The following is a 24,886-nucleotide window of genomic DNA, read 5'->3' on the forward strand; positions in this document are numbered from 1 at the left end:
AACATATTATGAAATCACTTTTTACATTCGCTATTTTAATTTTAACTTTTTCTGTTTTCTCACAAGCTACTATTTCTGGAAAAGTAGTCGATAAAAAAAAGTTACCTATTCCTGGAGCTAATATTTTTATTGAAGGTACTTATGATGGTGCAACTTCTAACGAAAATGGCGATTTTAATTTCACTACTTCTGCAACTGGAAATCAGGTTTTGGTGGTTAGTTTTTTATCATACGAAACTTCAAAAATTGCTATTACTGTTTTAAATTATCAAAATCAAACCATAATATTAAAAGAAAGTGTCAATACACTTGACGCGGTAGTTATAACTGCTGGAACTTTTGAAGCAGGCGAAAAGGCTCGTGTCTCGGTTTTAAAACCGCTTGATATAGTAACTACGGCAGGATCTGCTGGCGATATTGTGGCAGCTTTGCAAACTTTGCCAGGAACGCAAACCGTGGGTGAGAGCGGTCGACTTTTTGTACGTGGTGGCGAAGCAGAAGAGACACAAACTTTTGTGGACGGGATTCGCGTAGCGCAACCTTATGGTTCAACCACTCAAAATTTACCTACTAGAGGAAGATTTTCTCCATTTTTGTTTAGCGGAATATCGTTTTCCACTGGAGGATATTCTGCCGAATATGGCGATGCATTATCAAGTGTTCTGCTTTTAAATACTCAAAATGAACCTGACCAAAACAAAACCGAAATTTCATTGATGACTGTTGGATTGGGTTTGGGAAATACTCAAAAATGGAATAAAAGTTCTTTAAGTGTTAATGCGACTTATATTGATTTGGCACCGTATCAATTTGCAGTGCCTCAAAATTTGGATTGGAATAGGGCTTTTCAATCACTATCGGGCGAAACGGTGTATAGATACAAATTTAATTCTGGTTTGCTAAAGGTATACGCGGCTTTCGATGCTTCGAAATTCGATTTAAATCAAGAAAATATCAACCAAATCGAAAAAACTAGAATTAATTTAAATAACAATAATTTTTATGCCAATGCTTCTTACAAAGGAAAGTTTGGTAACAATTGGGAAATTTTTTCAGGATTGAGTTATGGCTACAGCCAAAATAAAGTAGGTATTGGTGTTGATGATATTAAAAACATTGAAAATGCATCTCACATGAAATTGAAATTTAAAAAATCAATTTCGGAAAGGGTAAAATTGTCTTTCGGAGGCGACTATTTCATCACAAAATTCGACGAAGATTTTATTCAAAACAGTGGAAACAAATTCACCAGTGGCTACGATACAAATATTGCTGCTGTTTATGCTGAAGCCGATATTTTCTTTTCTAGAGATTTTGCTTTAAAGACTGGCTTCAGAACTTCAAATAACGATTTATTGAAAGAGACTACTTTTTCTCCACGAGTTTCCATGGCTTATAAATTGGCTGCAAATAGTCAATTTTCTTTGGCTTACGGCGATTTTAATCAGGTTCCAAAACAAGATTTTCTGAAATATACCAGCAATTTGGATAGTGAAAGAGCCTCTCATTATATTTTAAATTATCAATTTAGTAAAGATAAACAAACATTTAGAGCTGAAACTTATTTGAAACAATACAATGATTTGGTAAGATTTGATACTCAAAACGCACAATTTAATTCGGTTTTCGACAATTCTGGTTCTGGATATGCCAAAGGGTTGGACTTGTTTTGGAGAGATGGCAAAAATATTAAAAATTTAGAGTATTGGCTTTCCTATTCTTATATTGATACAAAAAGAGATTATAGAAATTTTCCGGATAAGGTAACACCTAGTTTTGTAGCTGACCATAACTTGTCTTTTGTTACAAAATATTGGATCAACGATTGGAAATCGCAAATTGGTTTTACCCATAGTTTCGCCAGCGGAAGACCTTACAATAATCCAAATGAAACCCAATTTATGAATGGAAAAACGAAATCGTACAACAATTTAAGTTTTAATTGGGCTTATTTATTAACATCGCAAAAAATATTGTATTTCTCGGTTTCCAACATGTTAGGTACGCAAAATGTTTTTGGATATGAATATGCAAATAATCCAGATGCAACTGGTGTTTATAACAGAAGAACAATAACGCCTACAGCAGACAGATTTTTCTTTGTGGGATTCTTCTGGACGATTAGCAATAATAAAAAAGACAATCAATTAAATAATTTGTAAAATACGCATTTCATCATCAAAAAACGACAGTTCAGTCAGAATCAATTTTAAAATAAGAAAAGGCAACATAAATTTGTACAAGAAATAAAGATCAAAACAAAACATTAATAACTTTTAAAAACTTAAAAATGAAAAATTCAATCTTAACATTAGCAATTTTAGTAACTGGCTTTGTATCGGCACAAAAGGCAAATCTCAATGTAAATATTGTAGGACTTAAAAACAACAATGGGGTTGTAATGGTTGGCCTATACAATTCTGAAGGCACTTTTTTGAAAAAATCATTTAAATCATCCAAATCTACAATAAAAGACAAAAAAGCATTGGTAACTTTCACCGAATTAGAAAAAGGAGAATATGCAGTGATGATTTATCAAGATGAAAATTTGAATGGTAAAATGGATTCAAATATGATGGGAATTCCAACCGAAGATTATATGGCATCAAACGATTCTAAAGGATTTATGGGGCCACCAAAGTATAAAAATGCTAAGTTTTCAATTGAAAATAATTCAAAAATAGTAATCAATATTAATTAAAATAACAAATAACAAATAACACTTTAAATTAGAAATCATGACAAAATTAATTATCGCAATCGCACTATTTATTACAACATTAGTATCAGCCCAAGGGCAGTTTGAACAAGGAATGGGCAAAGCATTTGGACTTTGGAAAGAAGGAAAAAATCAAGAAGCTTCAGATTTATTTGAACGTATAGCTTCGGCAGAAAAAAACAGCTGGTTGCCCAATTATTATGTTGCATTAATAAATTCTACTTCGGCTTTTCAAACCAAAGACAAAGAAAAAATAAATACATTACTGACCAAAGCCCAATCGAATTTGGATATTGAAATGGCAAAAAACCCTAATAATCCTGAACTTTTGGTTATGCAAGCCATGATTCATACTGGTTGGATTGCTTTTGACCCAATGACTTATGGCATGACACTTTCTGGAAAAGTAGCAGAACTTTATGCCAAAGCTGAAGCTATTGCTCCAGAAAATCCTAGGGTTGTGTTTTGCAAAGCAGAATTCGCGATTGGTGGTGCAAAATGGACTGGTGCCAATGTGAAAGAATTGTGCAAAGATGTGGAGCGTTCTATTGGACTTTTTGCTACTTTTAAAGCAGAAACTCCTTTTTCTCCAAAATGGGGATTGGATAGAGCAAATGAAGCTTTGAAAAATTGTAAATAAGAAATTAGAATATAGAAGAAAGAATCAAGATCCAAGATTTATTAAAAATAATTTCAACATCATGCATCTTGATTCTTTCTTCTAAAATTTTAAAAAAATCAAAATGAATATATTTTATAAAGAATTTCCAAAAGCATTTAAACTAACATTAGTCATATTTATTGTGATTCAAGCATTAAATGTAATTATGGGTTCATCAATCCATTTTGATAAAAAATTGGCAGTTGGCTTTATGTTTACTGCTATGTATACTATGAGTTTGTATATTGCCAATTCCTCTGTATTCTATTTTTTAGATAAAAAATTTGTAGATAGATTTTCTAAAAAAAGATTGGTTCTAGGTTTTATAGGCTCATTTTTGGTATCATTAGTGATCATTTTTTTAATGCATATTTTTGAAGAAGTCATATACAACGACAATAGTTTTAAGTTTTTTTTAGAACAAGAAAAAGCATCAAATTATATTGTTCCAATAACAATTACGTTTTTTGTAACCTTGTCATTGTATGCTTTTCATTTTTATAAAGCGTATCAAGAAAATAAAGTTAAAGAACAAAAAATTATTGCAGGAACAGCCAATGCAAAGTTTGAAAGCCTGAAAAATCAAATAGATCCTCATTTTTTATTCAACAGTTTAAATGTTCTGAGTTCGCTTATTGAAGAAAATCCAGAAAATGCACAACGATTTACTACTTCATTATCAAAAATATATCGTTATGTTTTGGAACAAAAAGACAAAGAATTGGTTTCTGTGGAAGAAGAATTATCGTTTGCAAAAACCTATATGAATTTGCTAAAAATGCGATTTGAAAATAGTTTGACCTACGAGTTACCATTAGAAGGTATTAATCCTGAGGCAAAAGTAGTTCCACTATCATTGCAATTGTTATTGGAAAATACTGTCAAACATAATGTGGTTTCAGAACAAAAACCATTGCATATTAAAATTTATATTGAAAACGGTTATTTAATTATTGAAAATAATTTTCAAAAAAAAGAAGTTTTACAAGATAGAAAAGGGGTTGGTCTAGAAAATATAGTTAATAGATATGCCATTATTTCAAAAAAAAGAATGATAATAGAGCAAACAGAAAATATTTTTAGAGTAAAACTCCCCATATTAACAAAACAAATTGCAGTTATGGAAATACAAAATATAGCAAATGAGAATATGGCTTACATAAGAGCCAAAGAAAAAGTTGAAAAGTTAAAAGGATTTTATGGAAATTTAATTTCTTATTGCTGTGTGATTCCTATTTTGGTAATTATCAATTTAAGCACAAATTCAAAATTTCAATGGTTTTGGTTCCCAATGTTGGGTTGGGGTTTGGGTGTTACATTTCACGCATTTGATGCTTTTGGCTATGGAAAATCTTGGGAAGATCGAAAAATAAATGAAATTTTGAACAAAGAAAAAAATAATAAATGGCAATAATTATGGAAATAAATCAAACGTCAGATGAGGTTTTGAAATCAATAATCAAGGTCAGAATTCAGAAAAGAAGACAGTTTTATATCTATTTGATTTTATTCGGTATTGGAATTTCAATACTTATTGCAAAAAAATATTTTGACTTAAAAATGAATTTTTTTCCAGTTAAATACTTAACTCTTGAATTTATGATTGTTTGGTGCGTCATATTATTTGCATATTTGATTTCAATGTTACTGACAGAAAAATCACTTGGGAAGAAATGGGAAGAAGAAAAAATTAAAAAAATAATACATTCTCAAAAAATCGAAAAGACAACTTGGGAATAAATAATATTATAAACTAAATAATTTTAGAAAATATGGAAACAAATCAATATTACAACACACAAAAATACTTTGCAGCGAAAAAGCAAGTGGAAGAAATAAGAGGATTTTATGGAAATCTAATTTCGTACTTCGCAGTCAATCTTTTTTTACTTTTTATAAATTTAAAATATTCACCAGATCATTTGTGGTTTTATTGGCCACTGTTGGGTTGGGGATTAGGAGTTGTGTTTCATGGAATTAGAGTTTTTAATGTGATGCCATTTTTTGGTAAAGATTGGGAGCAAAAAAAGATTGCTGATCTTATGGAAAAAGAAAAAAATAATTCTAAAAACTTTTAAAAAAATTATGGAAAATAATATGCAAAATGAAATTCGTTATCAAGAAGCTTTGAAACGAGTTAAAAAAATTAAAGGATTCTACACACACTTCATAGTATATTTGGTCATCAATATTATGATTATAATTTCAAATATTCAAAACCTTGAATCTGGTGAAAGTTATTTTAAATTAGAAAATTTTTTCACCGCTTTTTTCTGGGGAATAGGATTGATTCTTCATGCGTTATCCATATTTTTACCAACTTGGTTTTTGGGTAATAATTGGGAAGAAAAGAAAATCCAAGAATTAATGGGTAAAGAGGAAAATAATAAATGGGAATAATTATATCATTTTATAAGATATTTTCATTAATTATTACAGACTAAAGATTAAAAAATGACTACAATTATTATCGAAGACGAAAAGCCAGCAGCAAGATTATTGCAAAGAAAATTGGAGAAGATAGATGTAAAAGTCGATATTATGTTGCATTCCGTCGAAGAATCCATTGCATGGTTTTCTACAAACAAACATCCAGATCTAATATTTTTAGACATACAATTATCTGATGGATTATCATTTGAAATTTTTGAAAAAGTAGCAATAAAATCTGCTATAATTTTCACTACCGCCTACGATGAATATGCGCTTCGAGCTTTCAAATTAAACTCTATCGACTATCTTTTAAAACCCATTGATGAAGATGATTTAGAAATTGCAGTTTCCAAATTTAAAACCAATTTACCAAAATATGAAACAGCCTTGCAATTGGATTTTGAACAAATCAAAATGATGCTTCAAAATCCATTTGAAAAAAACTTTAAAACAAGGTTCACTGTCAAAATAGGGCAGCAACTCAAAGTGATTTTAACAGAGGAAATTGAATGTTTTTTTAGTGAAAATAAAGGAACATATATTCATACTTTAGACAATAGAAATTACCTCATTGATTCAACATTGGAAATTTTGGAGCAAGATTTAGATTCCAAAAACTTCTTTAGAATTAGTCGAAAATTCATTATTCCTTTGAAATCAATCAAAGAAATAGTAATGTATTCTAACTCAAGATTGAAAGTTATTTTGCCTACTTACAAAGAAGATGAAGTTATAGTAAGTCGTGAAAAAGTGCAAGAATTTAAAAATTGGATAGGTTAAAAAAATAGCTAAACTATTAAATCAATTAAATTTATTTATTATGATGATTTACAGTTTATTAAATATTAACAATAGATTTTATCGATGATTGATTTTTATGCTTTAAACAACGTTTTTCGTATGCCAATGAGAACAAATATAAGCAAAGTATACACAATAAAAAACGGTACAATATATTCAATTAAATTCAGCGGAATCATAACTGCAATTATCAACAATTGAAAACCCAATCCATAAATTGATAGCAAAGTCATAAACCAATTTGGAAAGGTTTTTACTTTGTATGCATCTGAATCTAAAAAGTGTATAGCTTTATCAAAAACGCCATATACCAAGGTGTAAATTTTGAACAAAATATCGACAGATTTTTGACTTTCTCCTGGTAATGCTTTGGGCGATTTGTATTCAAAAATTTTACTCGTAGAATCGCCACCAACAGATTTATTTCTTAAAATCACATAATAGTAATTGTACAAAGTACCTTGTAATTGAATACCAATAAATGCCAAAATAGTGAACCAAATTGTAGTTTTTGAAACATAGCAAATGGTCATAAAAAACATAAAATTCAACACAATATCAAACACACTATCCAAATATCTTCCAGTGTAAGAGGGCTTATTTTTAAGTCTGGCCAACTCGCCATCTGCAGCATCAATAATTGATTTTAAAATGATAAAAAAACTTGCTGAAAAATAGTTTCCGTTTAACAGACAGACAATTGCAATCAAACCAGAAATACCAAAAGCCAAGGTAACATGAATAGGAGTGAAGCTAGTACTTTTTAAAGAATTGGCAATTAGCTTTCCAAAGGGTCTTCCATAATCTGATAAATCTATAAATTTATCTTGAGCGCTTAGTTTTGACATTGATACAAAAACAAAGTATATGACAATATAGTCGAGGAGTGCAAAAGTAATATAATTTTACAATTATTTTACATTGAAATTATATTTTTTGTTTATATATTTGTAATTATGATTAAACAAATTGCGAAGTCAAATTTGAAAACTTAAATTCTATGGCAAAATCTTCTCTAAAAATTATCGATGCGTTACGCAAAACTGCTTTCCAACTTGAATCAGGAAATAGATACGAATGGGGACACATGGGAAGTTGCAATTGTGGAAATTTAGCACAAACAATTACGTCTTTTTCAAGAGCAGAAATTCAAAAATATGCTATAGAAAAGCGTGGCGATTGGTCTGAGCAACTTATAGATTACTGTCCGACATCTGGTTATCCAATGGATATGATTATCGAAAAAATGATTGATTTTGGGTTTTCTCGTCAAGATTTACATCATTTGGAATGGCTTTCGGATTCAAATATTTTGAATAGAATAGGTGTAGGTTTTTTAAATAGAAATTTAAAATCGGATACTATTTTATATATGAAATCGTGGGCAAATCTACTTGAAGATGAATTGATAGATCAAATAAAATTGCCGAATTTTTATAAAACTGAAGATACTTTGGAATTAGTTTAGAATTTTCCTTGTTTCAATTATCAAGAAAAATTGAATACCAAACAACAAAGTGGCAATAACCAAATGTATGGGTTGCGTTCCAATAGGAAAATGCAAATAATACATGGCCACTCCAGATGCAATTTCAATGATTATTAATGCCATTATCCAGTTAATTTTATTAAAACCCAATTGCATTTTTCTATTTCTTAAAAACAAAAAAGCGTTTAATGCAAGTATCAGTATCGAAAAACTACGGTGAATATAGAAATTGATGCTTGGATTTTCTAAAACCAAACTCATTTGTTGATAGCCTAAGATTTTGACTTGTTCGTCAACATATTGCCTAACTTGAGTGCCTAAAACAATTTGAATAAATGTTAGAATTAAAGTGGCAATCAGTACGTTTTTGAATATTTTGTCTACTTTGAAATTATAAGTTTTTGGATTTACTTGACTTATTATGTACAGCAGAAGACTCACGATTAATAATGCAACCATCATGTGAAGGGTTATTCTTACTGGATTTAAAACAGAGTATACCACAGTTGCACCAAGCCAACCTTGAAAACCCATTAGAATTACAGATAACCATGAAAATAATGTAATTTTTTTATTTTCATTCCAATAGGTAAAAGATAAAATTGCCATCAAGAATACTACCAAACCTGCCAAAGCACCAACAAGACGATTAATGTATTCGATCCAAGTTTTTGTAGCATCAAATTCGGCGTAGTTATGTTTCGTAAAAGCTTCAAATTGATCTTGATTGAAAGAACTACCAGAAGTGAAATCTGCTTTGGCAACCAGTAGTTTTTCATCTACGATGATAACCTGTCCTTTTTCAAAATCTCGATTTGGTGACCAAAGCAATTTGGCCTTTTCTGTTGGTGGAATGTAATATCCAAAACATTTTGGCCAATCTGGACAACCCATTCCAGAGCCAGTCATGCGCACCAGTGCTCCAGCAACAATTACTAAATAAACTAAAATTAGGGCTGTTTTTGCAGCAGTTTTGAAATATTTTTTCATTTTATTGTTAAGTTTCAAAGTTTCAAAGTTTCAAAGTTTCAAAGTTTCAAAGTTTCGGAGTTAAAAAAATTTATTAAATTGAATCTTTAATTTTCTTTATAAAAGAAGACAACATTCTTTCAATTTCTCGACTTTCTTCGTAGATTTTGTCAAAATCATTTTCCGAAATATATTTTAAATTAAACGCAATTTCAATTTGAGTTTGAAATTCAAATAATGAACCTAATGAAATTTTTAGAAATCGATGATAATCCTTATTAGTTCCACGTCCGTAACCTTCAGAAATATTACTAGGTATTGAAATCGCACATCGTCTAATTTGAGATGTTAGGCCAAATAATTCTTCCTTTGGGAAATTTGAAGTTATGATGTAACAATTAGTAACGATCACCATTGATTTTTGCCAAATTAATAAATCTCTAAATGTTTTCATATTCTTTATAATTTTTGAGTTTCAAAGTTTCAAATTTTTTGAGTTTAAAAGTTTAAAAGTTTATGATTTTCAAAGCTTTAATATTTTTAGAATTGGAAACCTATCCAATTACAAAGTGGTTTGTTATTACATTTAAAGCTTTGTCACTTTGCAACTTTGTCACTTTGCAACTTTTTTCAATCCCAACTTTTTCCCTCTTTGCAAAATAAAATCATACGCAGCATCATATTCATTTAAAATTTCACCTTCTAATATTGCCTCTTTAACCGCTTCTTTCAAAATGCCAATTTCCTTACTTGGTTTCAAATTGAAAATTTCCATAATTTGTTCACCAGTTATAGGAGGTTGAAAATTTCTAACCGAATCACGCTGTTCCACTTCAACTATTTTCTGACGAACAATATTGAAATTGTTGTGGTATTTTTTGAATTTATTTGGGTTTTTGGTTGTAATGTCGGCTTCGCACAATGTCATTAAATTTTCCACATCTTCACCAGCATCAAAAACTAAACGACGAACTGCAGAATCTGTTACAATATCTTCAGATAAAACAATGGGACGCGAACTCATCATGACCATTTTCTGTACAAATTTCAGCTTATTATTTAACGGCATGTGCAAACGTTCAAATATTTTTTTTGCCATTTTTCCACCCAAAAATTCATGTCCATGAAAAGTCCAACCTTGTTTTTTATTGAATCGTTTGGTTGGTGCTTTTCCAATATCATGCAGTAATGCAGACCAACGAAGCCAAACATCATCAGTATTTGGACAAATATTATCGACTACTTCCAGCGTGTGATAAAAGTTATTTTTGTGGGTATAACCTTCAATTTCTTCTACATTATTTAAGGCAGTCAATTCAGGTAAAATAATATCCAGAAGTCCAGTTTTAAAAAGTAATAAAAATCCAATGGAAGGTTTTCCTGTAGATAAAATTTTGTTTAACTCATCCACAATTCTTTCACCAGAAATTATTTTAATTCTCTCGGCATTTTTTGTAATCGAGTTTAATGAATTCTCTTCAATGATAAAACCCAATTGTGTTGCAAATCGTATGCCGCGAAGCATTCTCAATGGATCATCAGAAAAAGTAATATCCGGATTAAGCGGTGTTTTTATAATTTTATTCTCCAAATCTATCAAACCGTCAAAAGGATCAATTAATTCTCCATAATTGGATTGATTTAATGAAATAGCCAATGCATTGATGGTAAAATCACGACGATTCTGATCATCTTCCAGTGTTCCATTTTCGACCACAGGGTTTCGAGATTCAAAATGATAAGATTCTTTTCGGGCGCCAACAAACTCAATTTCGGTACCTTCAAAATGAAGCATGGCTGTACCGTATGTTTTAAAAACTTGCACTTTTGGTTTTTGAGAAAGCAATGATGAAACTTTCAAAGCCAATTCAATTCCTGAGCCTACGGCTACAATATCGATATCTTTTTTAAAGTCTCTTTCGAGAATTAAATCACGCACGAAACCGCCAATAACATAGCTTTCCACATTAAGTTCTTGGGAAGCTTTTGAAATAATTTCGAAAATTTTGTTGTTTAAGGAAGAGTTATAGTTCATTTTTTACCGCGAATTCGCTAATTATTTTTTTGAATCAACTATGCGTTTATATTCTAGTGATACTAAATTGAAATTAACTAAAAGAGCCAATTTATTACCAGAAATTTTTAAGTAGTTCAAACATTCATTATAATGACTTGCATTGAAACAATCCACAGTTTTAACTTCAAGAATAATTTTATTATCGATTATAAAATCAGCATAAAATTTATGCTTAAGAATTGAGTTTTTATATTTTACACTGTACTCCTTTTCTCGTTCATATATTATGTCATTTTCATTGAACTCAAATTCCAATGCATCTTTGTACACTATTTCAGAAAAACCTTTGCCTAAATTTTTATGAACTTCATATAATATTCCAACAATTTTATAGCATTCTTCCTTATAAATTAATTCTTCCATATTCAAAATAAAATTTGCGAATTAGCGGTGAAAAAACTATTTTCTAATAATAGTTACCTGATTGTCACTTGTTAATTTTATAATTGTAGATGGTTTTCCGCCAATTTTATCTTGATACAAATTTACAATATAGTCTACACCTTTTAAAATTTCTGGACTAATATCTTTAAAAGCAATTGGCGTAGGTTGTCCTGAAATATTGGCTGATGTCGAAACCAAAGGTTTTTTCATTCGTTCCAAAAGTTTGAAACAAAATGGTTCCTTTACAATTCTGATGCCCAATGTTTTGTCTGAAGCAATCAAATTTGGAGCCACATTTCTAGGATTGTCCAGAATTAAAGTGGTTGGTTTTTCGGATATGTCCATAATTTGCCAAGCCACTTCTGGAATATCTTTGAAGACATTGTACATCATTTTTTCGCCGTTCATAAGGCAAATCATGCTTTTGCTTTCTTCTCGTTGTTTGAGTTTGTAAATTTTTGCTACGGCATCTGGATTTGTAGCATCGCAGCCAATTCCCCAAACGGTATCTGTTGGATACAGTATAATGCCACCATTTTTAATGATTTCGTATGCGTTTATGATTTCGGTGTTCATTATTAAAATTTTCCTGGATTGTTTAGAATATTTTTTACATATTGAAAATCTTTATCTAATAATGATTCTCTTGAAACTGTAAAATTTAAATGTTGACGTTTACTCCAAAAATATTTTTTTTCATATATTGTAATATCATTAAAGGCAAAATCTATTTGCTCTGTATTTAATTTTTTTGAAGTTAAAAGATGAAGACTTCCATTTTTTGAATAATAATTTTTATTGAATTTTTCGGCAATTATTTCCATAGCTTTTTTGCTATAAAAGGCAATATGTTGTCCAGTTTCCTGAGTAATGTACCACCAGTTTTCAATTTCTTGATTGTTTTCAGGAGATATTTCTGTTGAAAAAATTACGTTGTCAGAATAATTGAAAATTTTTTCAATTTCTTCCAATGGATTATTAAAATGTTCAAAAACTTCAAATGCTGTTACCACATCAAACTTTTTTGTATTAATATCATTAATATCAAAGTGATTCGCAAAAAGATTCTCACAATAATCATCTTGTCTGTAGAAATCGAATCCTAAATCACGCATTAATCTAACAAATAGCCCATATCCTCCAGCATAATCTAAGAAATTTTTTGATTCAGGAAAACAAGAATCAATTATTTTTTTTATTTCATTACTGAAATAAAAATTTCTTTTTGGAAGTCCTATATCAAGTGAAGTAATTGCTTGGTTATACGCTTCTTTTAGCCATATAGGTTCGTCAGTTTGAACAAATGAACATTGAGAGCATCTATAATATGACGAGTTGTATTTTTGAAGAACAATCTTTTCAAAAATTTTTTCAGATATTGAATTACAAATTTTGCATTGAGCCATTTTAAAAGAGTTTTTTTATTTTGTTCAGCACGAAATTACTTTATTTTGACAAATAAAATTAACTTTGCACTTATTTTATTTAAAAATCAAAATAGTATTAAATGAAAATTATTCTAGATCCACAAATTTTTAACGCTCAAAAGTTCGGCGGTATTTCTAGATATTATTCTGAAATTTACAATCATCTATCAAATACAGAAGGAATAAAAATTAATTTACCACTAAGTTATAGCGAAAATTTACACATAAAAAAAACTGTTTGTAGAATCCATTGGTTTTATAATTTTCTTATTTCTATTAATTTTTTTAAAAATAAAATAATAAGAAAATTAAAAAGGAGAGATTCAAAATTGGTAATAAAGACATTATTAAATAAGAATTATGACCTTTTAATTCCATCTTATTATGATCCTTATTTTGTTGAATATATTGGTGATAAGCCTTTTGTATTAACAATTTATGATATGATTCATGAAATATTTCCAGAATATTTCACAAACGATTTAATTACCGTAAAATTTAAAAAAGAACTTATTGAAAAGGCAAAAATAATTATTGCTATTTCAGAAAGCACAAAGCGAGATATATTGAAAATATATCCTTATATTAATGGGTCAAAAATTGAAATTGTCTATTTATCACATAGTATTAAAATAGATGAAAAAGTAAATATTTCTTTGCCAGATAAATACATTCTTTTTGTAGGAAATAGAAGTATTTATAAAAACTTTATTTTTTTTTTAAAATCTGTTGCCCCAATATTAATTAATGACTCCAGTTTGTACATAGTTTGTGCTGGTGGAGATAAATTTAATGATGAAGAAATTAAGCTGATAGAGGATTTGAATATCATAAGTCAAATAATTCAACAAAATTTTGAAGATTATGAACTGGCGTCTTATTATTCAAATGCAAGATGTTTTGTTTTTCCTTCAGAATATGAAGGTTTTGGAATACCAGTTTTAGAATCAATGGCCTGTGGTTGTCCAGTAATTTTAGCAAATCATAGCTCATTTCCAGAAGTAGCTGGGAATGCAGGAATTTATTTTGAATTGAATAATGGGGCTGATTTGAGAAGTAAAATCGAGAATTTATTAGAAGTTGAAGAATTAAGAAGTAAATATATTGACAAAGGTTTTGAACAGGTTAAAAAATTCAGCTGGGAAAAAACTACCAAAGAGTGTTTAAAAGTATATAGAAAAGCTATAATATAATGATAAAAAAAACAGCAATTATTTCAGGTATTACAGGGCAAGATGGTGCTTATTTGGCTGAACTACTGTTAAATAAAGGTTATAAAGTAGTTGGTTTAACCCGTTTAAATTATACATCCGATTTTTCTGGACTCAATTATTTAGGGATTCAAGATAAAATTTTAATTTATCAATGTGATTTACTAAATATTGAACAGATCATTCAATTATTTGAAGAACATCAACCTATTGAGTTTTATAATTTAGCAGCTCAGAGTTCAGTTTATCAATCTTTTGTAAATCCCGTGGCTACTTTTCAGTTTAATACAATTAGTGTTTTTAACTTATTGGAAGTTATAAAAAAACTAAATAAAGATATCAGATTTTATCAAGCCAGTAGTAGTGAAATGTATGGGCGTGTGAATAATTTGCCTATATCAGAAAATAGTATTTTGCATCCCTTAAGTCCTTATGCAATATCCAAAGCTTCAGCTCATTTTACTTGCATTTATTATAGAGAAAGTTATAATATGCATGTAAGTTGTGGGATATTGTTTAATCATGAATCTTATTTGAGGCAAAACACTTTTTTTGTAAAAAAAATTATTATAGAAAGTATCAAAATTAGTAAAGGACAGCAAAAATTACTTTATGTTGGAAATATTGATATTAAAAGAGACTTTGGTTATGCTCCAAAATATGTAGAAGCTATGTATTTAATGTTGCAACAAGAAAAAGCAACAGATTATTTAATTTGTTCTGGCAAATCGATAACTTTACGAGAAATTATTTATTATATTTTTAAAAAATTAAATATATCTAAAACTGCCTGTAAAGTTAGTAATGAATTCTACAGACCGTCAGAAATTGAAGATATGTTCGGTAATAACTCAAAAGCCAAATTAGAATTAAATTGGCAATATGATTTAACTGTTTTTGAAACATTAGATTTATTGCTGGAAGAAGAATTAAGAAATGACAAATAATAAAATACATAATCAATGAAAGTAGCATTGGTAACAGGAGTTACAGGACAAGATGGCGCATATTTATCTGAATTATTATTATCAAAAGGATACATGGTTCATGGTGTAAAAAGAAGAAGTTCATTGTTTAATACGCAAAGGATAGATCATATATATGAAGACCCACATATCGAAAACCAACATTTTAAATTGCATTATGGAGATTTAAGCGACTCTACCAATTTAATTCGTATTATTCAAGAAACACAACCTGATGAAATTTATAATTTGGGTGCTATGAGTCACGTGAAAGTAAGTTTTGATATTCCTGAATATACTGCAAATGCAGACGGTATAGGTACTTTGAGGATTCTTGACGCAGTTAGACTATTAGGTTTAACTAAGAAAACCAGAATTTATCAAGCTTCAACCTCAGAACTATATGGACTAGTACAAGAGGTTCCTCAAAAAGAAACAACACCATTTTATCCTCGTTCTCCTTATGCTGTTGCAAAAATGTACGCTTACTGGATTACCGTAAACTATAGAGAAGCATACAATATGTTTGCCTGCAATGGAATTTTATTTAATCATGAAAGTCCTTTGAGAGGCGAAACATTTGTAACTAGAAAAATAACTAGAGGAGTTGCTCAAATGGCTTTGGGAATAGAAGATATTTTGTATATGGGAAATATTGATTCGCAAAGAGATTGGGGTCATGCAAAAGATTATGTAGAAGCCATGTGGTTAATTTTACAACAAGATGAACCAGAGGATTTTGTAATTTCGACTGGAGTTACAACTACTGTTCGAGAATTTATCAGAATGTCATTTAGAGAGGTAGGAGTGGAGTTAGACTTTAAAGGAAATGGAGTAGATGAGATAGCTACAGTGATTTCTAGTTCAAATACTAATTATGCATTCAAAATTAGTCAAGTTGTTGTGCGAATTGATCCAACTTATTTCAGACCAACTGAGGTAGAGCTACTTATAGGTGATAATACAAAGGCGAGAACAAAATTAGGATGGAAACCAAAATATACTTTAGAAATGCTGGTTAATGAAATGATGCAAGCCGATTTAGAGATTTTTAAAAAACAAAAATACCTAAAAAATTATATATCATAGTTATTTAAAATATGCAATTTAATTCAGAAATATATTTTGCAGGTCATCGAGGCATGGTGGAAATTGTCATTGTTAAAGATTTGCTCAATAAAGGATTTAATAATATAATAACAAGAACCTTAAGCGAATTAAATCTTATTAATCAAAACGATGTGTCTGATTTTTTGAGTCCGAAAAACCAGAATATGTTTTTCTAGCCGCAGTAAAACTAGGAGGAATTATTGCTAACAATACCAACAGAGTCGATTTTTTATATAAACATTATGATTCAAAGTAATGTTATTCATCAAAGTTAAAAATCTGGTGTAAAAAATTACTTTTTATGGGTTCTACATATATTTATCCAAAACCAGCACCACAACCATTAAAAGAGGAATATCTTTTGACAGGATTATTAGAAGAAATTAATGAGCCTTATGCAATTCCTAAGATTTCTGGTGTAAAAATGTGTGATGCTATCGTGAGTAATATGGTTGTAACTTTATATCTTTAATGCCAACAAATTTGTATGGATTTTGTGATGATTATGATTTGCAAAACTTTAATGTTCTTCTGCGCTGCTAAGGAAATTTCATGAAGTTAAAGAAGATATAGTACATCAAGAAATATTTCAATAACTATTTTAAATAATAAATTTTAATGCCAAAAGTTTCTATTATTACTATAAATTACAATGATCAAAAAGGTCTTGTCAAAACAATTGAAAGTGTCATTAATCAAACTCATTTGGATTTTGAATACATTATTATAGATGGAAATAGTTCCGATGGAAGCAAGGAGATTATACAAAAATATAAAAATAAAATTACCTATTCTATAAGCGAACCCGATTCTGGAATCTATAATGCAATGAACAAAGGCATTAAAGTTGCAAAGGGAGATTATTTGCTTTTTTTAAATAGTGGAGATCAATTCATTGATGAAAAAGTAATTGAAAAAATTATACCTCAATTGAATAATGAAATAAGCATTTATTATGGGAATTTGGTATACAGTTCAAACGGAATTCCAAAAATGTTAAACATTCCACCAAGTGAATTGTCATTTTCCTATTTTCTTGATTATTCGTTGCCCCACCCAGCCAGTTTTATAAAAAGAGAATTGTTTTTTAAGTATTTTACCTATAATGAATCGTTAAAAATCATTTCAGATTGGGAATTTTTCATTTATACTATATGCAAAATGAATGAACCCTACAAACATATAGATATTGTAATTGCAGATTTTGATGATGGTGGAATTTCTAGTTTAAAGGAAAACAATCAATCGTTAATAAACGAAAGAAATCAAGTATTAAAATCACACTTTCCTTTATTTCAAGATGAGATAAAATTGATAGAAGAAATTAAATCAAAAAAATTCTCTCAATATAAATGTATTATGGATTCTAGATTTAGAAGAAAAGTTCTTAAAAGAGTCGTGAAATTATTATTAATTTTTAAAACTGAAGAAGTTTCGAAGTTTTCTGAATATTATCAAAAAATAAATTAATTTATTTCCTTATATATTTTTTTAAACCATAAAATAATTTTTTGTACCAAATAGAATAATATTTCCCCTTATATTTTTGAAAGTGTTTAAGATTATCATAACAATAATATAAAGATATCAAATCCATCTTGTAATTTGAATAAAATTCGTAATGTTTATAATAAATGTATGCTCTGGATTTTTCCGCATTTGAATTAATATCCATATTGTCACTTAAAGAACTTTTATTTAATCTTTTTCTGTAATAAAATAAAATTTCAGGAATCTTGTAAACGCCTCCATAATCTTTTACAATACGAATCCACAATTCCCAATCTTCTGTAAAACTTAAATGTTCATCAAAGCCGCCTAATTCGTTAAAAACACTAGTTTTTATCATAGCAAAAATAGGAATGCAGTTATAAAATAAAAAATGGGGTAATTTAAATTCATCTAATTCCCATTTACCCTTTTCTGCATCAAATAATTCTACTTCACTATAAACGATATTTAATGTGTTATTTTTTTCATAAACAACCAAACACTTAGCTATATAGTTAGGATTAATCAAATCATCGGCATCAATAAAAACTAGATACATTCCAGTTGCTATTTTGGCACCATTATTTCTAGCTTTCGATGGTCCTTGATTTTCTTGATCAATAAAAATAATTTTTTCGTTAGTATTTTTGGAAATAAAATCTTCAATTACGTTTTTACTATAATCTTTAGAACCATCATTTACTACAATAAGTTCAATGTTTTGATGTGTTTGTTGTAATATCGATTCTAGGGTTTCTATTATTGTATCTTGGTTGTTATAACATGGAACAATTATTGAAACTGTATTTAATGTAATCATTTTATAAATTTTATTTAGAGTATTGATTAGCAATAATATCCTGAAAAATTAGATGTATTTTTTTTTAATTGTCTTTCATTTCTAAATTTATCCTTTAATTCTAAAATTATTGATGAAAATGGATTTATTTTCCTCATTTTTTTGCGAGTATTTTTATAAATTTGTTGTACTTCTATTAAGTTTTTTTTAAAAATACTATTTGACAGATTATGATTTTCAAATCTAAATTTGTTTTTATCATTGGCAACACAAAGCTTATTTAATTTATGTTTTAATTTTTCAAACGTTAGGTTTTCATCGTCTAAATTAAAATAATCTATAAGATTTATTTTTGTATCTTCTGTTTTATCTAAAAAAGTGCCTCCTAATTGTTGATTTTTATGTATTCGATAACTAAAAAGTTTTTCATTTATGAGTTTAAAATTATTTCCTTTAGCTGAATTTAATGCAATCCATTCGTCATGATACAAATCATCAATTTGTGGGATTGGTAAAATTTCTTTTACAATACTTTTTCTAAATGCCATAGAAGCGCCAGTGGCTATATTTGAAATTTGGATTATCAGATTGTAATCTACATTATAATTTTTATCTTCTAAAAATTTTGGTGCATCCCAAACTGCATATTTTTCGTGAATTACACTATTTTCGTCAATACAATATCCGTTTGATGCAAGTACATTTATGTTCGGATGATTTTTAAAATAGTTTGCAAAAACTGCTACTTTGTTTTCTGCCCAAATATCGTCTTGATCCGATAAAAAAATTATTTCTCCTGAGCATAATGAAATTGCTTTTTCAAAATTTTTCACGGTTTTCAAATTCACATCATTTTTAATAATTTTAAATAAACCTGGATTTATAGAGGAATATTTTTCTAGAATATTTATAGTGTTATCATGTGAACAATCATCGCAAACAATTATCTCATCAACGGGCAAAGTTTGGATTAATATGGAATCAATTTGCTGATTTATATATTTTTCTCCATTATATGTACAAAGTGCAACAGATATTTTCATGATAATTTATTATTTAATGAATAAATAATGGAATTGAATTATCTTTCTCTAAAACATATTTTATCCAATTTGTAAAACTATATTTAGCTTTAATTTCCTGATTAACTTCTTGATAGTTAGTATTTAGAAAATCATCTAGATTCATTTTATCATCTTCTATAATATGAATATTATTTTTATTGTAAAAATCATATTCACTCACAATGCGATTTGATGTTATTAATTTTTTTTCATATCCGAGTGCTTCAAAAGTTCTGAATGATAAACCTTTATGCAAATTTTCATGATGCAAATCTATTAAAATTTTGCAATTAGCAACCATTTTTAAATTTTCATAATAATTTAGTGGATCATGAACAATTTTAATATAGCTGTAACTACTTAAATCTATTTTTGGTTTTCCACAAATTATAATATTCAGTTTTAGATTTTTAGATTTTAGATGTTCACAAATTTGAATTAACTTATTAATTCGTGCATCATAACTTCCAATATAGTAAACGTCAAATTCAGGTTTTTTGTTTGCAAATAACAATGTATAACAATCAAAATAAAAATTGTTTATTGGATAAGTTTTATTTTCATAATTTAAATCTTTCTTATCAAAAACATAAAATTTGTTAAAAAGATTGAGTGATTTGTATATATCGGGAAAACGTGATAAGCCATCCCATTGATACGAATAATTTTTTGAAGATTTCTCAACAATTGCTTTTAAAACTTTATCATTAAATAAATCAGCTCTAATGGTTAAACTATAGTCACAATTTGGAATAAGCTTTAAGTAATTTAAATTATTTTTTAATTCATATTTCTTAAACAATTTTTTTTTGAAACTCTTATCTTTCAAAATTGTTTTTCTAAATAAATTATGTAAACGGTCATAAAAGTTTTTATATTTTAAATCTTTATCTATATTACAAATTAAAAAAACTTCAAAATTTAAAAATTTTAGGTTATCAACAAAGCACTCATATATTTTCATATCTTGAGTTATTGCGAGTATAATTTTTTCTTTAACTGTTGATGAATTCATTTATATTTTTAATTAATTTTTAAGTTGTCTTTTCTTTAATATTTTATCGGTTATATTTAGAAGGAATGATGAAATTTTGTATTTTTTCATCATTGTATTTTTTGTGTTTATATAACAAATTTCAATCTGTTCAATATTTTTTAAAAAATAGGGCTGATTATTTTTAATATGATAACTCATTTGAATATTTCTCTTGTATGAAAAACTTAATTTTTTTAATCTTTTTTTTAAGCTTTCAAAAGAAATATTTCCATTGTTGAAGTTAAAAATTTCACTTAAAAGTGTTTTGGTTTTATTGTTTTTTTTATAAAAAACACCTCCAACCTGCTGATTATTATGAATTCTATATGAAAAATATTTGTGGTTTAATAATTCAAATTTGTTTTTTTGTGCAGCAATAATGGCAATCCATTCATCATGATGAAAATTTTTCATAATAGGAAATGGCATTACTTCGGCTATTATTTCTTTTCTAAAAGCCATAGAAGCTCCTGTCGCAATATTCTCAATATGAGTGATTAATTTAAAATAATCTACATTAACGTTTTCATGTCTGAGAAATTCTGGAACATCCCAAAGTGCATATTTTTCAATGACTTCGCTTTTTTCATTTATACAATATCCATTGGAAGCTAAAACTTCAATGTTAGGGTTTTTATTAAAATAATCAATATAATCTGCTACTTTTTCTTTGACCCAAATGTCATCTTGATCAGATAAAAAAATAACATCACCTTTACAAATTTGAATTGCTTTTTCAAAGTTTTTTACGCTTCTTAAATTTTCTTGATTTTGATAAATTTTAAAAATATTCGGGTTATTTTTAGAATATTGATCTAGTATTTCGATAGTTTTATCGCTAGAACCATCGTCGCACACTACTATTTCATCAACTTTTAGTGTTTGGTTTAATATTGAATTTATTTGTTCATAAATAAATTTTTCACCATTGTAAGTACATAATGCTACAGATATTTTCATTTTTTTAAATTAAAAACACGATCAACCCAATTGTCTAAAGTATAAATATAATAAATATCATCAGGAATTGCTTGGTATTCTGTTTGAAAAAATGTTTTTTCTATGTTGTAATTTTCATTATCAATAACCAAAATGTTATTTGGATTATAAAAATTATAATCTATAATAGTTTTATTATTTGTAATTAATTTTTTCTGAAAAGCCATGGCTTCAAAAACTCTAAAACTAAGTCCAGTTTGGTTTTCTCTTACTAAATCTAGAACTACTTGAGTTTCATTGTAAAGTTCTTTTGAATCGTTTTGATTTATCCTTTTTCTTCGTAATTCAATATTATCAATGGCTTGAGAAAATTTATTTTTCAATTTATGCAAGGTGGTTTTTTTTCCAACTATGATAAATCTGAAGCTTACCCCAATTTTTTCAAAAACGTCTTTTAACTTAACAACAGTTTCCAGGCGGTTATCGAAAGAAGCAATGTACAAAACTTGATTTTTAATGTTTTCTTTTTTTGCTAGTGTTTGTTTTTCTAAATAGTTGTAATTGTTTATTTTTTTGAAACCATATTTTTTTACATCATCTTTATCAAAAGAATATATTTCATCAAAAACACCATTAAAAAGGTGTTGAACTGGGCATCTATCTACACTATCATACAAATAAGTGATGTATTTTTTTGTAAATTTTTTGATTTCCAAATGACAATCCAAATCAATCACTTCTGGATTTATAACCAGAATTTGGTCTTGAAATCCTTTTAATTTCAACATATCTAAAATATGTTCTTGGCGCTTTTGGATTTTGGGATTTTTGCCTAAAAATATTTTACTAAAACTATTTTTTATTCTACTTGCAAGGTTTTTATGTTTGAATCCACCAATTTTTATGTGAAAAGCATCAACACCTTTTTCGTTAAGTTTATCAACGATATGTTTATCGTAGTTCCAATGATCGAAACTTATCAAACAAATTTTTTGAGTCATTTTGATTATTGATTATGATTATTTTTCAAAGATACATAAGTTTGGTAAACGCTCAAAGTTTGCAAATAGCAAAGTATAATGCCACTTTTACCATCCAAAATTCCCAGTCGTAAAATGTATGTTTTGAAAAATTTGAATATTGTTTTGATATAATGTGTAAGGATGCTATATTTTTTACCTTTTAAAAATAATTCTTTGCCTTTTAAAACACCATAGCTAATCATTTTTTTTCTATAAGATTCATATTCATCATAAGAATAATGAATGAGTGTGTTTTTTAAAATTCCAATACTTCCGTTTACTTCAAGCGTTTCGTGTACCAATTTATCAGCAACATAATGGGCTTTGTCTTTTTTAAATAACCTGAAATTTTTGTCGGTTTGAGTGCCAGAAAAATGAATAGGTTTCTTTTTGAAATAAAATTTTCTTAAAAATAAATAAGCATCTTTGGTTTCTAGTTTATTCAATTCTTGAATAATTTCAGACTTCAACTTTGGTGTAATTCTTTCATCTGCATCCAAAAAAAGTACCCAGTTATAGCTTGCATTTTGCAGGGCAACATTTCTTTGTGAGGTAAAATCTAAAAACTTATTTTGTACAACTCGTACTTTTGGATAATTTTTTAATAATTCGATTGTTTTATCCGTACTAAAAGAATCGACAATAACAATTTCATCTACAAAATCTAAACATTCAATAACTTCTTGAATATTTTTTTCTTCGTTGAAAGTAATGACTAAGCCAGTTATTTTTATTAAATTTTTTTCTTGCATTCCAGCTTATTTAACACGTTTGTAATTTTTATAAGCAAATAATCGAACACCTGTAAATTGTTCAAACATGCCTAAAAATTTTCTTCTAAAATCCAATCGATTACTCAAATCTCTTGGATCAAACGTAAATTTCCAATTGATTCTTTCCACTCTTTCTTGAAAAACCTTCGGGTGTGTATCGTCAAATTTGACTAATCTTTCTGCATTTCCATAATCGAAAACGAAATCTTCATTGTATGTATTTTCTATCCATTCATCATCGCTACTGTAAAACTGCCCTGTATTTTTTATTTTAGTTTTCAATCCATTTGGTGCTTTTACCCAACCATAATGATACATAAAAGCATCAATTAATTTCACTTTCAATTTATGACCGTTAAATCTAAAACCTTGTGCATCACGGTAAGATTGCATTCCTTTTATATTTCTAATAATTCGAATTTCTCGGTGATACCAACGTCTGGAATGCGCATAAAAATCGTAGGATCCATAAAAATGCTTGTATTTAAAAAGTAAACCTTCAATTTTTTTGTTTGGCAGACAAATTTCCATTTCTTTTTTTATCGTATCCAAATATTTTTCATGTACACATTCATCACCTTGAATATAAAATGCCCAATCCATATCTGGGCTTATAGCTGCAAAAGCTTTATCTGTTTCTAGTGCAAAAGTTTTTCCGCCTTCACGAACAGTATCGTCCCAAATGGTTTGAATAATTTTTATTTTGGGCGATTTTATACTTTCAATCAAAGCCAAAGTATCATCATTTGAATTGCCATGAGCTACAATAAACTCATCGCAAATGGGTAAAATAGATTCAATAGCTTCTACAATCGAATAATCATTTTGAACTGCGTTTCTAATAAATGTAAAACCTGCAACCTTCATATTTTAAAGAGATTTATACAAAGCCATTACTTCATGAGCAATGGTTTTATCATTAAATTTTTGAACAAAATTATAACCTTTTTCGGCAATTTCCATTCTCAGTTTTTCATTTGTCAAGAGCAATTGAATTTTTTGCTGAATTTCGTCAATATTATTAGGATCTATATAAACAGAATCTGATCCGCCAGCTTCTGGAAAAACACCTGAATTCGTGGTTATTACTGGCGTTTTTGAATATAAAGCTTCAATAATGGGAATTCCAAATCCTTCAAATAAAGATGGATAAACAAAAATTGTTGCCAATTGATATAAAATTGCCAATTCTTTACTATTTAAACCTTTCAAGAATATAATTTTATCTTCTAGTTTATTTTCGGTAATATATTTTTTAATTTCTGCACTATATTTTGTTTCTCCGCCAATAATAATTAAATGAGTATTTAAATTTTTGATAGCTTTTACAACCGAAAAAATATTTTTTCTAGCTTCAATAGTTCCTACGTTTAAGATAAACTCTTTAGGAAGTTTAAATTTCTCAGCTACCATTTTCTTATCTGGATCAGAAAATGATTGTTTAAAAATATTTTGACAGCCTTGATAGATTACTTTTATTTTTGATGGTTCAATACTTAAAAACTCAATAATATCT

The 24,886-nt window shown here is 28.1% G+C and carries 30 protein-coding genes; 15 read left to right on the forward strand and 15 right to left on the reverse strand.

Translation table 11 applies throughout. The features are described 5' to 3' along the window. Positions 1-8 precede the first annotated feature (8 nt). The 8 genes from RMN92_RS07530 to RMN92_RS07565 all read left to right on the forward strand — a co-directional run bounded on the left by RMN92_RS07530 (position 9) and on the right by RMN92_RS07565 (position 6,593). Positions 9-2,162, forward strand: coding sequence for a TonB-dependent receptor (locus tag RMN92_RS07530; RefSeq protein WP_309608851.1), 2,154 nt, complete (start codon positions 9-11; stop codon positions 2,160-2,162). Positions 2,163-2,290: 128 nt separating this feature from the next. Further along, complete coding sequence (locus tag RMN92_RS07535) at positions 2,291-2,701, forward strand: DUF2141 domain-containing protein (protein WP_309608852.1); 411 nt, start codon at positions 2,291-2,293, stop codon at positions 2,699-2,701. 37 nt (positions 2,702-2,738) lie between these two features. Further along, the gene (locus RMN92_RS07540; RefSeq protein ID WP_309608853.1) at positions 2,739-3,359 is read left to right on the forward strand and encodes a hypothetical protein; all 621 of its coding nucleotides are present in this window, start codon (positions 2,739-2,741) and stop codon (positions 3,357-3,359) included. Positions 3,360-3,462: 103 nt separating this feature from the next. Further along, the gene (locus RMN92_RS07545; RefSeq protein ID WP_309608854.1) at positions 3,463-4,794 is read left to right on the forward strand and encodes a histidine kinase; all 1,332 of its coding nucleotides are present in this window, start codon (positions 3,463-3,465) and stop codon (positions 4,792-4,794) included. After that, positions 4,785-5,120, forward strand: coding sequence for a 2TM domain-containing protein (locus RMN92_RS07550; protein ID WP_309608855.1), 336 nt, complete (start codon positions 4,785-4,787; stop codon positions 5,118-5,120). The genes RMN92_RS07545 and RMN92_RS07550 overlap by 10 nt, the downstream gene beginning before the upstream one ends. 32 nt (positions 5,121-5,152) lie before the next feature. Next, positions 5,153-5,458: a 2TM domain-containing protein gene (locus RMN92_RS07555; RefSeq protein WP_309608856.1), complete on the forward strand. Its 306-nt coding sequence runs from the start codon at positions 5,153-5,155 to the stop codon at positions 5,456-5,458. A gap of 7 nt (positions 5,459-5,465) precedes the next feature. Beyond that, positions 5,466-5,780: a 2TM domain-containing protein gene (locus tag RMN92_RS07560; RefSeq protein WP_309608857.1), complete on the forward strand. Its 315-nt coding sequence runs from the start codon at positions 5,466-5,468 to the stop codon at positions 5,778-5,780. Positions 5,781-5,834: 54 nt separating this feature from the next. Beyond that, positions 5,835-6,593, forward strand: coding sequence for a LytTR family DNA-binding domain-containing protein (locus RMN92_RS07565; RefSeq protein ID WP_309608858.1), 759 nt, complete (start codon positions 5,835-5,837; stop codon positions 6,591-6,593). Between the two features lie 95 nt (positions 6,594-6,688). On the opposite strand, the gene RMN92_RS07570 is transcribed toward RMN92_RS07565, so the two are convergent. Then, the gene (locus RMN92_RS07570) at positions 6,689-7,462 is read right to left on the reverse strand and encodes a CDP-alcohol phosphatidyltransferase family protein (RefSeq protein WP_309608859.1); all 774 of its coding nucleotides are present in this window, start codon (positions 7,460-7,462) and stop codon (positions 6,689-6,691) included. Between the two features lie 152 nt (positions 7,463-7,614). Between RMN92_RS07570 and RMN92_RS07575 the strand changes: the two genes are divergently transcribed. Beyond that, positions 7,615-8,082, forward strand: a complete 468-nt coding sequence (locus tag RMN92_RS07575; RefSeq protein ID WP_309608860.1) for a hypothetical protein — start codon at positions 7,615-7,617, stop codon at positions 8,080-8,082. Here RMN92_RS07575 and RMN92_RS07580 read toward each other — a convergent pair. The 6 genes from RMN92_RS07580 to RMN92_RS07605 all read right to left on the reverse strand — a co-directional run bounded on the left by RMN92_RS07580 (position 8,074) and on the right by RMN92_RS07605 (position 12,939). After that, positions 8,074-9,093, reverse strand: coding sequence for a COX15/CtaA family protein (locus RMN92_RS07580; protein ID WP_309608861.1), 1,020 nt, complete (start codon positions 9,091-9,093; stop codon positions 8,074-8,076). The two genes, RMN92_RS07575 and RMN92_RS07580, sit on opposite strands and share 9 nt — an antisense overlap. Before the next feature lie 73 nt (positions 9,094-9,166). Further along, the gene (locus tag RMN92_RS07585) at positions 9,167-9,526 is read right to left on the reverse strand and encodes a four helix bundle protein (protein ID WP_309608862.1); all 360 of its coding nucleotides are present in this window, start codon (positions 9,524-9,526) and stop codon (positions 9,167-9,169) included. 159 nt (positions 9,527-9,685) lie between these two features. After that, complete coding sequence (locus tag RMN92_RS07590; protein ID WP_309608863.1) at positions 9,686-11,107, reverse strand: HD domain-containing protein; 1,422 nt, start codon at positions 11,105-11,107, stop codon at positions 9,686-9,688. 21 nt (positions 11,108-11,128) lie between these two features. Beyond that, on the reverse strand, positions 11,129-11,512 hold the full coding sequence (locus RMN92_RS07595; RefSeq protein ID WP_309608864.1) for a GxxExxY protein: 384 nt from the start codon (positions 11,510-11,512) through the stop codon (positions 11,129-11,131). Between the two features lie 36 nt (positions 11,513-11,548). Beyond that, positions 11,549-12,109: an L-threonylcarbamoyladenylate synthase gene (locus RMN92_RS07600; protein WP_309608865.1), complete on the reverse strand. Its 561-nt coding sequence runs from the start codon at positions 12,107-12,109 to the stop codon at positions 11,549-11,551. Between the two features lie 2 nt (positions 12,110-12,111). Continuing rightward, on the reverse strand, positions 12,112-12,939 hold the full coding sequence (locus RMN92_RS07605; protein ID WP_309608866.1) for a class I SAM-dependent methyltransferase: 828 nt from the start codon (positions 12,937-12,939) through the stop codon (positions 12,112-12,114). Positions 12,940-13,040: 101 nt separating this feature from the next. Between RMN92_RS07605 and RMN92_RS07610 the strand changes: the two genes are divergently transcribed. The 6 genes from RMN92_RS07610 to RMN92_RS07635 all read left to right on the forward strand — a co-directional run bounded on the left by RMN92_RS07610 (position 13,041) and on the right by RMN92_RS07635 (position 17,716). Further along, positions 13,041-14,153, forward strand: a complete 1,113-nt coding sequence (locus RMN92_RS07610) for a glycosyltransferase family 1 protein (protein ID WP_309608867.1) — start codon at positions 13,041-13,043, stop codon at positions 14,151-14,153. Beyond that, positions 14,153-15,118 carry a GDP-mannose 4,6-dehydratase gene (locus RMN92_RS07615; protein WP_309608868.1) on the forward strand — a complete coding sequence of 322 codons (966 nt, stop codon included), beginning with the start codon at positions 14,153-14,155 and terminating at the stop codon, positions 15,116-15,118. The genes RMN92_RS07610 and RMN92_RS07615 overlap by 1 nt, the downstream gene beginning before the upstream one ends. Positions 15,119-15,133: 15 nt before the next feature. Further along, positions 15,134-16,225, forward strand: a complete 1,092-nt coding sequence (gmd, locus tag RMN92_RS07620; RefSeq protein WP_309608869.1) for a GDP-mannose 4,6-dehydratase — start codon at positions 15,134-15,136, stop codon at positions 16,223-16,225. Between the two features lie 11 nt (positions 16,226-16,236). Continuing rightward, the gene (locus RMN92_RS07625; RefSeq protein ID WP_309608870.1) at positions 16,237-16,422 is read left to right on the forward strand and encodes a hypothetical protein; all 186 of its coding nucleotides are present in this window, start codon (positions 16,237-16,239) and stop codon (positions 16,420-16,422) included. 125 nt (positions 16,423-16,547) lie between these two features. Further along, entirely contained in the window at positions 16,548-16,718 is a 171-nt protein-coding gene (locus tag RMN92_RS07630; RefSeq protein WP_309608871.1) for an NAD-dependent epimerase/dehydratase family protein, read from the forward strand. Positions 16,719-16,864: 146 nt separating this feature from the next. Continuing rightward, positions 16,865-17,716 carry a glycosyltransferase family 2 protein gene (locus RMN92_RS07635; RefSeq protein ID WP_309608872.1) on the forward strand — a complete coding sequence of 284 codons (852 nt, stop codon included), beginning with the start codon at positions 16,865-16,867 and terminating at the stop codon, positions 17,714-17,716. Between the two features lies 1 nt (position 17,717). On the opposite strand, the gene RMN92_RS07640 is transcribed toward RMN92_RS07635, so the two are convergent. The 8 genes from RMN92_RS07640 to RMN92_RS07675 form a co-directional block, all read right to left on the reverse strand. Beyond that, positions 17,718-18,557 (reverse strand): glycosyltransferase, encoded by an 840-nt coding sequence (locus RMN92_RS07640; RefSeq protein ID WP_309608873.1) that lies wholly within the window; start codon positions 18,555-18,557, stop codon positions 17,718-17,720. Between the two features lie 26 nt (positions 18,558-18,583). Then, the gene (locus tag RMN92_RS07645; RefSeq protein ID WP_309608874.1) at positions 18,584-19,579 is read right to left on the reverse strand and encodes a glycosyltransferase; all 996 of its coding nucleotides are present in this window, start codon (positions 19,577-19,579) and stop codon (positions 18,584-18,586) included. A gap of 13 nt (positions 19,580-19,592) precedes the next feature. Further along, a complete protein-coding gene (locus tag RMN92_RS07650; protein ID WP_309608875.1) occupies positions 19,593-20,615 on the reverse strand; it encodes a hypothetical protein in 1,023 nt (340 codons plus the stop codon). A 12-nt stretch (positions 20,616-20,627) separates the two neighbouring features. Continuing rightward, the gene (locus RMN92_RS07655) at positions 20,628-21,596 is read right to left on the reverse strand and encodes a glycosyltransferase family 2 protein (protein WP_309608876.1); all 969 of its coding nucleotides are present in this window, start codon (positions 21,594-21,596) and stop codon (positions 20,628-20,630) included. Continuing rightward, positions 21,593-22,576: a hypothetical protein gene (locus RMN92_RS07660; protein ID WP_309608877.1), complete on the reverse strand. Its 984-nt coding sequence runs from the start codon at positions 22,574-22,576 to the stop codon at positions 21,593-21,595. The genes RMN92_RS07655 and RMN92_RS07660 overlap by 4 nt, the downstream gene beginning before the upstream one ends. A 5-nt stretch (positions 22,577-22,581) precedes the next feature. Next, positions 22,582-23,349 carry a glycosyltransferase family 2 protein gene (locus RMN92_RS07665; RefSeq protein WP_309608878.1) on the reverse strand — a complete coding sequence of 256 codons (768 nt, stop codon included), beginning with the start codon at positions 23,347-23,349 and terminating at the stop codon, positions 22,582-22,584. 6 nt (positions 23,350-23,355) lie between these two features. Further along, the gene (locus RMN92_RS07670) at positions 23,356-24,237 is read right to left on the reverse strand and encodes a glycosyltransferase family 2 protein (protein ID WP_309608879.1); all 882 of its coding nucleotides are present in this window, start codon (positions 24,235-24,237) and stop codon (positions 23,356-23,358) included. Between the two features lie 3 nt (positions 24,238-24,240). Next, on the reverse strand, positions 24,241-24,886 hold a 646-nt coding region (locus RMN92_RS07675), incomplete at its 5' end, for a glycosyltransferase family 1 protein (RefSeq protein ID WP_309608880.1).

It is taken from the genome of Flavobacterium sp., from assembly GCF_031363805.1.
Classification (GTDB): domain Bacteria; phylum Bacteroidota; class Bacteroidia; order Flavobacteriales; family Flavobacteriaceae; genus Flavobacterium.